Origin of the sequence: Legionella jamestowniensis, assembly GCF_001467745.1 — a bacterium.
GTDB lineage: Bacteria > Pseudomonadota > Gammaproteobacteria > Legionellales > Legionellaceae > Tatlockia > Tatlockia jamestowniensis.
In genome coordinates this window covers 308,266-323,445 of sequence record NZ_LNYG01000013.1, presented here as the reverse complement: position 1 = coordinate 323,445, position 15,180 = coordinate 308,266, and the positions used below count along the sequence as shown (strand labels likewise).

Below are 15,180 nucleotides of genomic sequence, written 5' to 3'. Positions count from 1 at the left end.
CTAGCAACACTACTTAAAGTGGGTCATTAGATTGCTAACGTATAGAGGTGTATCTTGCAATTTTTTAAACTATCTAAAAAAAATCCACAAAAGACAACTCGCCTTACTCGTTTTTCAGATGGACCTAAAGGTAATTCCGTTGTTTGTCTTGCTCAAAAGGAAAATAGTGCAAAAAAAACCTTGATAAAGGTAGGTGATCTTGGTGGTAATGAATCATTCTATGACAGCTCATATGCTGATGAAATTGAAGCCAATGAAGAACTATTTGCGATCTCACGCGAGATATTTTGTGGGGATTTAATACGTGCTATTAATCCGTATTGCACCCCTAAATATAAACGGTATTATGGAAAAGATTTAAACGAATTGTTCTTAGGATCAGATTTTATAGATCATTTTAAAACCTGGAAGGCCTCCTATAACCATAGTGCGCAGACAATCCTTGGCTACAAAATTCATTCTGAAGGTAATGTTGAATTTCAAACAGGAAAAACAAAACCTGTACGCGGACTTGGTACATGTGCTGTTTTATTAACAGTTCTTGGTAGAGTGGATAGGGGAGATACTAATTGGGGAATAGTGGAATATGACACACACCTTCAAGTTACTTTAATTGATTTTGGGCAATGCCTTGTTAAATTTACTCTTTTTTCAAGCGAAACTAGTTCAACTCACTTAGATAAACAGGATCAAGAAGTACTGAAGAGATCAAAAGAAGAGATAGACTGTGTTGAGGAATGCATAGAGGATACTGAGAGCGTCGAGTATATAGATGTCCAAGTTCCAACACTTACAGAGCAAACAAACGCCAGAATTAAAGAAGACAGTGATTGGTTAAATTTTACAAATCCCTTCGATATTATTAACGCGGTATTTCAACAATATAGTAATTTAGGTAACTCGACTCTTTATCATCAATCTCAGCAACGATATGTTGAACCACCTCTTCCTAGGCAGTTCCTACAATCACAGCATATAAAATGCGAAATTTTTGAAACCATTCACCAGCTTTATACCACACCTTTTTCAGCGATTGTGAAAATGGCGAATGATAATTTCAAAGAGTTCCCTAGCTACAAAGAAGCCGTGTTGCAAGATAAAAAACTCATTATTGAACATTTGTATAATCAATTTAAAGATAATAAGGAGTATATTGCTGTTGAGTTTATTAATCGATGTTTCATAAAATTAGATACAGGGTTTAAATTAAGTGAGCTTGATGATACAAGTATCAATTATATTCTGAGCATTTATACATTTCTTAATCCGAGCAATGACAGTTACAAAGAAGCTTTATTTTGCAAACAGATACGAACGATGCTTAAACGTGATGAACACCGAGTGGAAATACCCGATAATGGACAAATGTCTTTCTCCCACATTGAGAACCATGGACAAGATGCTTTTAATTTAAATTAAATGTATTTATATGATACAGTGACGGCGATGTTTATAACTGATGAGTTAGGTGATATTTATGAATCCAGAAGATCATTTGGTGGTAAAATTTTTACGTTATTGGAATTTTAACGATGCAGCAAATCTTTTTAGAGAATCTATATCTGACACAGATATAAAAATTTCTTTTCATAAAACAGTAGAAAATGCCATCGCAGAACTTTCAGAACGCAACAATGAGCTCTCCTTAAATAGTACTTCAATTTCCGGACTAAATGCATTTTTTAAGAACCAAAAGGATTTGTTTGAGAAGATAGGTAAGAAATATCAATTGTCTCAATTAAGCCCTGCTTTAGTAATCGATAATGAAGTGCAAAGCATACTTAATACAAGAGAAATTTGACCGATTTAATATTTACTCATGTTGGTTCTATCTCAAGGACAAGGTAGCATACGTAGCCTAGTTGACGCTTGCAGCAACCGGGAATAGTTATGTAATAAATAATTTAAGCACCTTTTATTTCGCTTCCATTTGGGTAATGATCCTATACATAGTGTATATTCAGCTTTGAATTCATGTAAAAAAAGGGAAGAAATGAGTTCTAAAAAATCTCTTATAGTTATCACGGGTGCGAGTGCAGGTATTGGTTTAGCCCTTGCGAAACAATTTGTGTTAGCTGGTCATCCTTGTCTTTTAATAAGTCGCCATATGGAAGCTATAGCTGAGTTCAAGGGCCATGACGTTATTTATGCAGCATTGGATGTAACGGATTATGAGCGGTTTGAAGCAGAAATAGGCAAGGCAGAGCAAAAATACGGGAAAACAGGATGCTTGATTAATAATGCTGGTCTCATTAATGTGGGAGAATTCAAAGAACTTCCCATTGATAAAATTCATTATGAAATAGAAGTATTGATAAAAGGAGTTGTTAACGGTATTAAAATCGTTTTACCTGATATGTCCGCTCGAAAATCAGGTACCATTATCAATATTAGTTCTATAGGCGATCGCAAGCCAAGCCCTTTGGGCGTTACTTATCATGCAAGTAAACATGCTGTTCGTTGTATTAGCGAAAGCTTACAAATGGCAGAAGCTAAAAATAATGTCAGAATTATGAATATCGCTCCTGGGTTAGTTAAAACCAATATTCACTCCACCATGGGAATTAGTTTCGAAACATACTGTGAAATGTTAGGTAACCCGACATTTATTATGCCAGAAGAGTTAGCGGAGATAATTATGTTTTGTTGGAAGTTACCACAGAGGATATGTATTAGAGATTTAGTAGTAATGCCCACAGATTGTGCTTTTTAATCTGCCTGCAGTTATTTATGGTGTATAGGTGGGCAAGGCGTCAGTAAGTTGGTGTTAAGGGATTTATTTGTATCCCTTAATCCCTAATCTTGCTTACTGGATCTAATATTTCCTTAAGCATCATAGGTTAAAATTTACACATTTTAATTTAATGATGATTTTATTTATGTCAAAAGAAAAAATTGAAAGCCAAATTCCTGTTCTACGTAGACCTATAAGTGGTATCAAAAAAGAAGATGCTCTCTCCAAAAAATTACGCCAATTTGATAATCCTGCAATAAAATTCCCATTTCCTAATGCGTCTGGTATATATATCAATACCAATGAAAGTGGCGTAGTCAATACGTCCAAAGCTTTAACTTTTTTTCCTTTTATTACCGAGCCAGTACACGTCGGTTTTTCTGGGTGGCACAATTTTGACATTATGGCAAAGCGCCTTTCATCTCGTGCTTTTATTTGTGATGTTAATCCAGAAAATACGCTTTTCCTTTCTACTGCATTAAAATACATCAGGTTATATGAAGACAAATCAATGTTCATTGTTAAAATGACAGAATTTGTTAGAAAATATAAATATGAGGGTTCCCGAACTAACGTTGATAGAGAATCTTATCTGGGCACTATAGGTCCAAAGAGTATTAAATTCAGCTTTAATGTTAGCGATGAATATCCCTATTCTGATCATACTTCTATCTTGGAAGAGATTGCCCTTGAAGAAAAAAGAGAAACCAGTTGGTTATATACAAAAGAGCGTTATGCCCATATTAGAAAACTAGCTTTACAAGATAAAATCGCTATTATTACAGAAGACATATGCAATAACAGCGTTTTCTTTACTATACGTAGTATATTAATAACTAACTTCTTTCAAGTTGATACGCTCTATGTAAGCAATATTGGCGAATGGATGTTTGCTGAAGAACAACGTACAAATTTTCTTAAAACCATAGAATATTTATTAACAGACAACGAAACAATTTTGATTGCTGCTAAACTAATTAAGAATAATCAGGAAAACAATACTCCTGTTCAATACTCTATTTCGAAAAAACATTTAAATGAAAAAAGTTCCCTGAAAGATTGGTTTTTTTCTGATGACGCAGATGAAGATATGGTAATCCTTCCGAAAAATAGCAGCTGTCAAAAGTAGAGTTTTCTCGTAATCTATACGCAGGAGATTTTGCATGAAAAAATCAAGATTTAGTGACAGTGGGGCAGAGAATAGCCGTTTAAAAAATTTACGCGGAAGAGCGTCGAAAAGCTACCATAATGAACGTCCTAATACTGCTATTGGAGGTAATCCGATCGCTGAAAAAAATAAATAAAATCGATAACCTTGAAGGGCATATCTTTTAGTGTAGTGAGGCGACTTTAATTGTTGCTTCATATTTCATCTGGCGAAGAGGTTCCCAGATACCCGCTCCTGGAATGTTATAAGCAATGACTTGCCAGGTGAGTTCATTAAAAATACTTAGGATGGATAAATCCTCTAAGGCAGTGCCTACTTCCCCGGCGAATTGATTTGTATGAACTAATACTTCATAAAATTTCTGATTGACAAGCCCAACTCGTCCCATCCGGCTTAATCCGTTTTCATAGGCAAGAGCATGTTTTTCATGCTGTAACAAGAGTTGAAAATTGGCTTGGGTTAATAGTCCTGCTTGATATAAGTCTTCAAGAACTATGGAAATTGATGCCAATTCACCGTTTGCCTGGCTGAGTTTTAAAAAATTTTCAGGGTTTAATAGGTTGGCTTTTTTAAGCGCCAAAACGCCCAGGGTTATATCAAGTTTAGGATCCTTTTTAACGTGTTTAACTAATTTATCCTGTCCACCAACGAGTTTTTCAATTTCAGCCATTTCCGAGTTGCTAACAATCCCAAGTGATAAATCGTAAAGTTGCTTTGTTTCTTTAATTCCAAAAAGAACAGTTGAGACTGCAATGTTTAACTCAGTATTAAGGCGAATAATTTCGAGTTCATTTTTTTGCTTGGCATTTAACTTGGGAAAGCGTTTTAAATAATTTTCTCTTTCATACATGCGAAAAGCGACATAGTCTAGCTTTTGGTCAAAAATGTAGGGAGGATTTGTTCCTGGAATTAGGTGTTCCTCTTCTGGCAATCGAAATACAGCAGAAATATAGGCATAGTAATTACATTTTTGAGGATTGGTGATTAACGCAAAACGAAGCCCCTCGCGTTCAAATCGCAAATAATGGGCAGCGTCTGGGCCCCACAAAGAAATATCATAAAGTCTTCGCTTTTTGGGATCCCTTAAGGTGTCATAGGCTTCCTGGATTAACTCAAATTCACAGCCGGTATCTTCGTTTTGCTGGTGGCGCAGGAGTAGACGCTGGTAAGCATTTTTAATGGTAGCCTGAGAAGCATCGGATGTCACATCGAGGCAAATATAGAAATTAGTCATCAGTTAGAATCCTCATAAGGCCAGTGTTTCCATCTCCAAATGCGTTGGATCATCACTAAAGGAAAATGTCTCTTTAGATGCATAGCTTAAGAAAGCTAATCTTCTGCTTAATGAGCCTGCGAAATTTTGTAAAGGAATTTGTTCCAGTTCAAACAGCAATTGAGGCAGGGAGGTAATGTTACCATACTCAATTTTCTTTACTAAATTTGTGATTTCAGCCGAAAAATGTCGATTCCAGTGACCATATAAGAAACGCCAAAAAGGAGAGTCGTCTTTGGTATAATCTTTAAGAATACAATAAGCTTTCAATAAATCATCGTCAATTTGAGTGATTAACTTGCGATACGATTGCGGCCAAACTCTTCGAGCGACTTGAGATTTGGGGCTAAGTGGTTTTTCATCAGTTAAAGAGACCCGTTTTATCCATGGTGGTAAATGAGAAAAAAGAAGGGTTAATTGGGCAGCATGAAATTTTTCAAATCCGTGGTTGCTTAAGTCTAAAATATTAATTTTTTTGGGAAGATGTACTAAAATTTCAAATAACCGCTTCATTGTTTTTTTATTAAATTGAAAGCCATTGCTTCTCAAACTAACTGAGTAAACTCGCTGAGGAATTTTATCATACACAGTTTTAATAAGGTCAGTTTCCTCAAGCCTATTAAGCCCACAACGGCCCAAGTCCAAATGATAGGCTTCTTCCTCCAGGAGCTGAATTCGTTGAAGAGCTGCATTGACTACTTCTTGCTGTTTTTCATCATTAATATTATCCGGTGGAATGGTCGAAATAAGTTTTATTGACAATTGACTAGTCATATGTAAAAACTCTTTCGTTGATGCATTAAAAAGATGCTTAAATATGATGAAAAGAATGTCATTATCGAGCTGATGGGCCAAGACTAATTCCATCCACTGCATTAATACGATCCGAAGTCGCGCAAATTCTTTTTGATGAACTACTTCACTGGTTGGTTTAAAAAGGCGGGTATAACGGTTGTTGGAGTAAGGTACTAAACTGCCGTCAAGCCTAAACCCAAATTTGTGTGCATCGAAAGTGACTTTTTTAATGTTTTGAGGGATAACGTTGGATAAACGTGCGAATTGTTCAGGGTATAACGCATCAAATCCATTGTCAGAAAAATCAACGTCAGTGACTGTTTTAGTTAAAGCACTTAAAGCAGCCTGAAAGCGACTGTTCCCTAACTTTATCAGTTGGTTGTTATTCAATTTAACTTTGTTAACATGAGGAGGAAGGTTAGACAATAATTCTGTTAGCTCCTCTTGAGTTTTTTCCCCTAAATTCGTATTGCTTAAATCGAGGGTAGTGATTGTTTTCGGAACTTCCGATAATAAAATGAGGAAATCTTTTATGGTAAGCCCAAAAAGATTGCTCCCACTAAAAATTAAAGTATCAATATGGGCTGGCAGAAGGCTAAACCTGACTTTTAATTGTGTTGGATTTAAACCGGGAAGGCCTTGTTCGGAAAATCGTAGCCGTTTTAAGGTGTTAGGAAGAGCGTTAAAAATGATTTTAACCTTCTCTTGCTCTAATTGTAGAATGCCATTACCGCTAATATCCAACTCTTCCACTGATTCTGGAATCTCTTTAAGACAACGTATTAATTCATTCTGTCTAAAACCAGGAGCATAAGGACCATTAAAGCTTAAATCCAAAACTTGCACACCAGGGGGTAGATTTTTAAATAAGGTCACCACAAAGTCTGGAGTGGTTTGCCATAACTGGTTTTCACTTAAATCAAGCTGTTGCAGATTTTGTGGCAGTTTAGGAAAAAGAACAGAAAGGAGCTCTCTTTGCAAACGATAGAGTTGATTACCTTTAAGACTAAGGGATTTTAAGTTCGGGCTTATACAATCAAATAATTCGATTAGCTTTTTTTGAGGCAAGCTGAATAGATTAGCTTGTACCAGGGTTAGTAATTCTATTTTTTTGTGTAAAAATTTTAATCCTTCAGGCCAGGAAAGGGCTACAGAAAGAACCGTTTCAGGGATGCCCTTGAAAAGTTGCTTTCTTTTTAACAGGTATTGTCTGTAAAGTTCTGCATAGTAGGAGTGTGAGCTATTGCCAGGATTAAAATCTAAATAAACATTTGATAAATCAAGGGATTGAATAGTAGGACGAAGTGATTGAATTGCTTTCACTAAATTATCAATTTCAAATTCATGTAAAGGGTAATTGCCGTTATTGTGATTTAATTTAATGGTAAGGCTTTTGACAGTGAAAGGGAGATTGGCGGTATAAAGGGGCAAGTTATTGCTAACATGAACCAGGTAAAAGCCCGTGGGTATCTCAACATCAGTGTCAGGCCCCGCTTGTATGCGACCTGTTTCCTCTTTGTAAATCGCTTCATAGATGAAAGCAACATTTGCTATAGTTCTTGGAAGACTTGCTAAGCTCTGTGCAACCGTAGCATTCTCAAAATTTCCAATAAGTGTCAATGTTGAAGAAAGTGGCTGAGAGTATTTTTTAGCAATAACAGGAGCTTGCAGGGTTTCTAGTTCGGAAATCTTAATACGCATTACAATCCTTTAACATGAAATAAAGACATTTTGCGATCGAGGTGCCCATATAAATGCCACATTTTAACGTTTAAAACAGATTTGGTCAAAATTTAGTGAAAGGAAGATTTTAATAAATTTTTAGCGATAATTTTTCCATAAAATTTATAAACTATAAATTAATAGGTTCCAATTGGAGAGATGGGATTTATTTAAAATGAAGTCACTAAAAGATTTCAACATTAGATAGTTTGCTATCTACGTTTTTAAAGAACTAGAATCTGCATACTACTAACGATAACCTCGTTCCACCTAACTAGATCTTTACTCTTTCAAATAGATGGTGTTTTAATTAGCTTTTATTAACTACAAATAAATTATTGGTTATCTAACCAATGGCTAATTTCATGAATGCTCTCATCAATAACCAAGAGTGCTTGTTGATACAATTTTTCAAATAAATCGCGTTGTCCAGATTTCCAATAACGCTCGAGAAATTGGCAAGCATATTTCATCCGTGTGGCGCCAACATAAACAGCACCACTCTTTATCTTATGAGCTAGTTTTTCCACCATAGAAAAGTCGTGGATAGCATAAGCATTCTTCATTTTTTCTAAATCTTCTGGTACTTCTTTATGAGTCATTAAAGTAAGTAATTCAGTTAACAATGCCTTGTTATTTCCGCAGTTGATTAGTGCTTCCTCGACATCAAGCAATGCGTATTTTTCTAATTGAAATAATTCATCTTCTGTTGCGGGAAGGTCATGCAACACAATATCAGGAGTAGTATCCATTTTTTCCTGTTCTATCGAAGAATCTCCTAATGAGAATCGTTTAATTAAACTGTGGATGAGTTCTAAGTTGGCTGGTTTTGTAAAAACATCGTTCATACCCGAGGCAATGCATTCCTCATAGGCTGTTTCACGAGCATGACCAGTTAATCCAATAATAGGTTGAGGTGCTTTCTTGTTATCATGTTCCCATTGCCGGGTTAGTGAGCAAAATTCAGTACCTGAAATACCAGGTAATCCGATGTCAGTTACGATTAGGTCAAATGATATCAATTTAATTAAATTCAGTGCTTCTTCACCACTTGTAGCTGATTTATAGCTAAAACCTGCTTTTGTGACTAGTGCTTCCAAAACTTTTAAAGCTGCTACATTATCTTCTATCAGTAAACAAAGAAGAGAGTTTGAGGAGCGTTGTGTACTAGGTAGAGAAGGTTTGCTTTTTTTATCAGAGATGTTGGCTATTTGACATGGTATTTCAAATTGAAACGTACTGCCCTTTCCTTCTATACTGGTTAGTGTTATGCGTCCACCTAGCAATTTAACGTAGCTGCTCGCTATGTGTAACCCTAAGCCATAGCCTTTATAAATTCCTTTATAAGAAGGGGTGGAACGAAAAAAACGTTCAAATATTTTGCTGTGCCATTCTTTCGGGATCCCAATACCTGTGTCAGACACGCTAAATTGAACCCTAGCCCGGTCATTATTGTGTTCGACACATTTTACTTCAACAGTTATACTCCCTGTTTTGGTAAATTTAATGGCATTTCCTAATAAATTTAAAAGAATGCGTTGAATTTTTTTACGGTCGCTTATAATATTTCGTGGGACTGTTTCATCGATTTTTAAATGCAGCCCTAACTGCTTAGCAATGGCAGTAGGGAGCTCTAGTTTGATTAAATCATTAATGCTTTCGTACAAATCAAATGCTTCTTCTTGTAATTCTTCGTAATTAATGTTGCCAGCTTTTATATCATCAATAATATCATTAAACATAGACAGTAGCTCTTCACCACTGTCGTGGATCATATGAGCTTCTGTTTTGTGTTCGTTGTCATCTAAGGCGTCTTCTAAAATTTCTGCCATACCAATTACCCCAGAAATCGGTGTGCGCAGGTCATGGCTCATGTTGGCAATAAATTCTGTTTTAGCGCGATCTGCTGCTTCAGCGGCTTCTTTAGCCAACTTTAAATCAATTTCCATTTGTTTTCTTTCGGTAATATCGGTTGAAATTCCTAGCATACCTATGATTTTCCTATTATTATCATGCAAGGGTACTTTCTTGGATAAATAAATAAGTTTTGTGCCATCTGGTTGATAAAGCGGCTCTTCTAAGCTTAATGAAATTCCTTTCTCAATGACTGACTTATCGGATTTTTTATAAAAGTCAGCCGATTTTTTATCATATAAATCAGCATAGGTTTTACCTACAATATCATGCCGTGATTGCAGATTAAGTAGCTTTGCCATGCTATTACTACAGCCAAGATAGATATAATCTTTATTCATCCAGTACACGCTCACAGGAATTTCAGAAATGATTGCTTCAAGGTATTGATAATTGGTGTTGCTGTAATCTTCTATTTTCTTTTCAATTGGTGTCGCCTGAGAATTGCCCTCGTGAGGTCTAGCAACAGTTTCTTTTTTATCTTGGGTGAGTGATTCGATGATTAAGGCATAACAAATACACTTATTTTTCTTTGTCTTTAAGGTAATTTTTTTAAGATTAGATTTACTTATTTTCTTTAAATCCTCCTTCGAGCAGAAATTAGTGAGCGAAGCTCCAATAAGAAGGTTCTTTTTAAGGATTAATTTATCTTCCAGAGCGTGATTTACATCAAGAATAATATACTCTTCTGATACTAAAAGAATGGGTTCTTGAGCCATTTGAAGAAGCGTTGATAGTGCTTGTCCATCCACAGTAGTCATAGGCATCAATTCCATGAAATAGGTAAATATTCGTGAAAGAATTATCAATAAATTCTTATTCTATAACATAGTATTATGTATCGAGTTTAACAATTCATTCAGTTTATTGGCCAAAACTTTAATATGAGGTTCAGAAAACATAGTTTCATGATCACCTGGCACCAAATAACAGGTGATTTTTTCTTCCGAATAATTTTCCCACCAGTTTAAAGGTGCATCGTAGTTAAATAAATCAGTCAGTGTTTCGGCTTTGCATAAAATGAATTTTGACCTAATTCTAGGCAATTTATAATGCATCAGCATTTTTTCTCGTTGCCATTGAAGTTCTAATAAATTTTCAGGATGCTGAATTTTATTTTGTAGATGTTGTTCTAATATTCGTTTATTTTGTTCTTGCATGAGCACTTTAAAGTGCTCCTCATTCCTTTGTAACGCAGGGTATTCAGCCCAGCCATCCAAGGATAGGATTGCGAGTATTTTCTCATTTTTGTCTTGAAGTTGTTTGGCAATTTCAACAGCAACAGTGCTTCCAAAGGAAGCTCCTCCAATAAGATAGGGCCCTTTAGGTTGAATCGTTTGGATTGCTTTGATATAAGTATTTGCCATTTGCTCCAAATCTTGAAAAAAGAAGTCTTGAGTTTCAAGGCCAGGATCTTGTAAACCGTATAAGGGCACATCTTCATGAAGATATTTGCCAAGGGATTTATACCAAAATATGCTTCCCCCAATAGGATGAATTAAAAACAAAGGCGTTTGATTCCCTGATTCTTTAATTGGGATGATAATACGTTCAGAAAGCGATAATTCACTATTACAATTCTCATTAACTTGCAGTAATTGTTCTATTTCAATAGCCAGGGAATGAATGGTTGAAAAATCAAATAATTTTCTCATACTTAAGTGAATGGAAAATTTCTCTTTAATCTGCGAGATAATATTCATCGCCGCTAAAGAGTGGCCGCCCATTTCAAAGAAATCATCATAAATACCTAAGTCGTTTGTTTTTAAAACAGAACACCAAATCTCTTGTAGCCCTTTCTCTAGTTCGTTTTGAGGGGCTAGATGTTCTTGAGCAAGGTTGAGTTGTCTTAAAGGGGTAGGGGGGTGTTTTCTATCAAGTTTACCACTGGGTGTTGTTAATAATTTTTCTACAACAAAAAACCGCGTTGGAATCATATAATCAGGAAGTTCACTTTTTAAAAAAGAACGAATTTCGGCAGCTGTTATTTGTTCATTATCAATGAGAACGAGGTATGCAGATAAGGTCAGTGCACCATTAGGTGCTGATTCAGGTTTAACTAGACATTGATAAATACAAGGTATTTTATCAAGACAAGATTCAATCTCACTAATCTCAATTCTAAAACCACGAATTTTTATCTGACTGTCTCGACGCTCATGGTATTCTAGAATCCCATGGCTCTGCCATTTGACTAAATCCCCCGTTTTATAAACCAATTCATCCTGTTGAGTACCAAATGGGTTGGGTAAGAATTTTTGTTGGGTGAGTGCTTCATTATTGAGATAGCCCTTTGCTAACCCATCACCAGAGATGTAAAGTTCGCCTAAAATTCCCATAGGAACCAATTGCATTTTTTCATCTAAGACAAAGACTTTCGCATTCGATATTGGTTTTCCAATACGACTGACAGGTAGAAGTGCATCGTTAGGTGAGCAGGTTTGAGTGACTGAATCTATGGTTGCTTCTGAGGGGCCATAAAGGTTATGAAGTAAACAACCAAACCAATTGTGTTCAAAAAAGGTATGGATGGTTTCTGGTAACAAGACCTCGCCACCACAAAAGATATGTCGTAATGAGGTGCATTTATCAAATCCTTCTGTCAGCGTCATCTCACGAAGCATTGAAGGAACAAGCTGAAGTATGTTCACTTTGTGTTTGATAACTAGATTAATTAATTCCTTAGGGCTTGCATGCGAATCATCGGGTGCTAGAACTAATCTTCCGCCTACCAAAAGCGGCATAAAGAATTCCCATACGGAGGCATCGAACGAAAAAGGAGTTTTTTGCAAAAAAACATCTTGTTCATTGAAATCATAAGCATTTTTCATCCATACCATATGATTGCAGGTGGCTTTTTGTGGAATCGCTACACCTTTGGGAGTGCCTGTCGTTCCTGAGGTATAAATGACATAAGCCAAATCAGAAGATTTGGTCGAAATGAGCGGAGTAGTTGAGGGGTACTCTTCATTTTTTAAAATCTTTTCCACATCGATGATTAATCCTTTGTAGTCATGAATGTGTTTAGAAACGGATTTCTCATCAGTCAGTAGAATTTTGGATTGGCTGTTTTCCAGCATGTAATTAATTCGTTTATGAGGATAATGAGGATCCAAGGGCAGATAAGCTGCGCCTGATTTTAAAACTCCAAGAATACTAATTAACATATTCATGCTTCGATGGAGATAAATTCCAATGATGTCATTAGGTTTTATTGCATTAGAAATCAAACAATGGGCTACTTGATTGGATTTTTTGTTTAATTCTTCATAAGTAATCGTCTCCTCATTAAAAATAGCCGCTAAAGAATGAGGCGTTTTAACGACTTGCGCTTCAATGTATTGGTGCAACAATTTGCTGGTATCATAGGGCCATTTGGTATCATTCCACACCTTTAAAAGGCAATTTTCTTCATTTTCACTGAGGAACGATAATTCAAAAAGCTTTTTATCAGGATGATTCAGTACATCTTTTAATAAATAACAAAGATGCTGTTCCATGTTATTAAAAAAAGCGAACGACTCTTCATGGACTTTATAATTGGTTTGATTATGGACAAGAATCCAGGAGGCATCTTCTGAGAGGTAGAAATTTAATTTTTTATTAGAAAGAAAGGTAGGACTATCCTTTGGCTTAAAAAAGGAAATACTGATATCTATTTCATTAGTTAATCCGTTTAATTCTGGATAACGACAAAAAATGTCCTTACAGTAAGTTTCATGTGATATAAGTCGTTCGTTTTCCTTCTCAATAAACGATAAAACGTCACTAAAAACCATCTCAGCGGTCAAATGTGAGGTTAAGGGAAGATAGTTTTCGAGAATTTTACCTAAAAAGCCAACCTTTTCTTTGAGTGATGAAGAGCTATAGATCCAGGAAAAGTTTACATAATTATTGAGGCGGTATAAGTAAGTTAAAAGAAGTGTGAAAATAATAGTTTTCACTTGTGAATTTTTCTTTTGGGAGTACAACGTTACCTTTTTTTGTAACTCTTCAGGTATTTTTATCCTTTTGTGTGTTTGACAGGACAATGAATGTTCATCATCTAATTTTATGAGGGGGGATAAAAATGAAACACCGCCATGAATACATTGTAAGTATTCTTTCACCCAGAATTGTTCATATTTAGGATTGGTTATAGCAGGGTGGGCCATTAAACATTCAATGTAACCCTTATCAATTTCAGGAAGTTTTTGGCCACGGGCAAGTTTATGTAATTCAATCAATCGGTCGATAGGAACCATAACACCTGCAAGATTCATGAGTTCATAAAGAACAATGTCAGTGGTTTGTGTGGTGATTTGTATATCAGTTGACGAGATGTGTACTATTGTTCCTGGCGGTTCTCCTGTAGATATACCTAGCTTTCGATAGGAGTTGATAACATATACCTCGTCATTAACAATTATTTTAGGGGTGGCCAGTTCATTTTTATAATGACCAAAAGTAAGAGCTCTACACAGTCGGTCAATCTCATTGGATGATTTATTCCATGAAATAAAACCAAAATTATCTGGCTTATGTCTCAAGCCATAATAAGACCTAAAGGATAAATTTTGTTTAGCCAGGTTTACAGAGTTTATACTGAGTTCGTCCACAAGTTCCTCAAATGCCCGTACTGCATGTTCATAGCATTTTAAATTTAAACTAAGCGCTGTCTCATCTTCTTCGATTGAAAAATAGGGTTGTTTTAAGATATCCCCAGCGTCGACTTTCTCATCCATGATATGCCAACTAATCGCATGCTCCTTTTCATTATTAAGAATCGCCCAGGATGTGGCATATAAGCCTGCGTATTTGGGCAAGGGGCTGTTATGGTAATTGATAGCGTAAAAACGTGGGTAGGTAAGTATGGAGGGGGGAAGAATGAAACCATTGGCAACACTAAATAAGAAATCACATGAGTTATGCATATGATGTTCTGCAAATTCTTTTAGATTTTTGATGTAAGGTATGGCATTTGTTTGACACCATTTTTGGATGCTTTTTGATGAAGATATCAAACCTAATAATTGATGATTTTTTGCTAAGATAATCGAAGCACATTGTAGGGTTATATTATCATCTCCTATGAGATAACAACTAAATGCCTTTTTAGCTTGCACAATTTTTCGCCTTCTCAATTGTTATTATCAGCTACACATTCATCATTTATCTTCTGATTTTTAATGCTTTCTTAAGTTTTCAAGTTTTTTTCATTTTTTGACGTCATTATTATAGCATGAAGCAATTAATTAAATCAGTTAGACTAAATTAGAGGGTAAGCGTATTTAGATTGTGCATTAATGTATTTATTATTAAGTTGTTGGTCGAATTTCGAATGCCACAAGACCCAAAAAAAGAATACAGGATGACTACATGCTTCTCCTCTGAAAAGGTTAAAAATATTTTAAATATAGAAAAATTTTAAAATTATTTAACAGAAAAATTAAAATTATCAATTATTTGTATTTGTACTATGATTTTTCGAAATTTATTATTTAAAATAAAAGAAATTATAAAATTAGGCAGCAGAAGCCGCGATCTGAATATTGGAGAATTTTTCATCCTGACCTTAAAAAATCGTGGGGGATT

9 protein-coding genes are annotated in these 15,180 nt (G+C 35.4%); 5 read left to right on the top strand and 4 right to left on the bottom strand.

Translation table 11 applies throughout. The features are described 5' to 3' along the window. Positions 1 to 54 precede the first annotated feature (54 nt). The 5 genes from Ljam_RS05800 (at position 55) to Ljam_RS15150 (ending at position 4,038) form a co-directional block, all read left to right on the top strand. Positions 55 to 1,419, top strand: coding sequence for a hypothetical protein (locus tag Ljam_RS05800; protein ID WP_058449181.1), 1,365 nt, complete (start codon positions 55 to 57; stop codon positions 1,417 to 1,419). A 58-nt stretch (positions 1,420 to 1,477) separates the two neighbouring features. Continuing rightward, complete coding sequence (locus tag Ljam_RS05795; RefSeq protein ID WP_058449180.1) at positions 1,478 to 1,801, top strand: hypothetical protein; 324 nt, start codon at positions 1,478 to 1,480, stop codon at positions 1,799 to 1,801. 192 nt (positions 1,802 to 1,993) lie between these two features. After that, positions 1,994 to 2,713: an SDR family oxidoreductase gene (locus Ljam_RS05790; protein WP_058449179.1), complete on the top strand. Its 720-nt coding sequence runs from the start codon at positions 1,994 to 1,996 to the stop codon at positions 2,711 to 2,713. Between the two features lie 166 nt (positions 2,714 to 2,879). Further along, positions 2,880 to 3,863: an LIC_10091 family protein gene (locus Ljam_RS05785; protein ID WP_131762428.1), complete on the top strand. Its 984-nt coding sequence runs from the start codon at positions 2,880 to 2,882 to the stop codon at positions 3,861 to 3,863. A 34-nt stretch (positions 3,864 to 3,897) separates the two neighbouring features. Continuing rightward, positions 3,898 to 4,038: a hypothetical protein gene (locus Ljam_RS15150; RefSeq protein ID WP_156411914.1), complete on the top strand. Its 141-nt coding sequence runs from the start codon at positions 3,898 to 3,900 to the stop codon at positions 4,036 to 4,038. Positions 4,039 to 4,065: 27 nt separating this feature from the next. On the opposite strand, the gene Ljam_RS05780 is transcribed toward Ljam_RS15150, so the two are convergent. The 4 genes from Ljam_RS05780 to Ljam_RS05765 form a co-directional block, all read right to left on the bottom strand. Further along, positions 4,066 to 5,136, bottom strand: coding sequence for a J domain-containing protein (locus Ljam_RS05780; protein ID WP_058449177.1), 1,071 nt, complete (start codon positions 5,134 to 5,136; stop codon positions 4,066 to 4,068). A gap of 12 nt (positions 5,137 to 5,148) precedes the next feature. After that, positions 5,149 to 7,671, bottom strand: coding sequence for a DUF5617 domain-containing protein (locus Ljam_RS05775; protein WP_058449176.1), 2,523 nt, complete (start codon positions 7,669 to 7,671; stop codon positions 5,149 to 5,151). 356 nt (positions 7,672 to 8,027) lie between these two features. After that, complete coding sequence (locus tag Ljam_RS05770; protein WP_218151924.1) at positions 8,028 to 10,358, bottom strand: ATP-binding protein; 2,331 nt, start codon at positions 10,356 to 10,358, stop codon at positions 8,028 to 8,030. A gap of 69 nt (positions 10,359 to 10,427) precedes the next feature. Continuing rightward, on the bottom strand, positions 10,428 to 14,711 hold the full coding sequence (locus tag Ljam_RS05765) for an amino acid adenylation domain-containing protein (protein ID WP_058449174.1): 4,284 nt from the start codon (positions 14,709 to 14,711) through the stop codon (positions 10,428 to 10,430). Positions 14,712 to 15,180 lie beyond the last annotated feature (469 nt).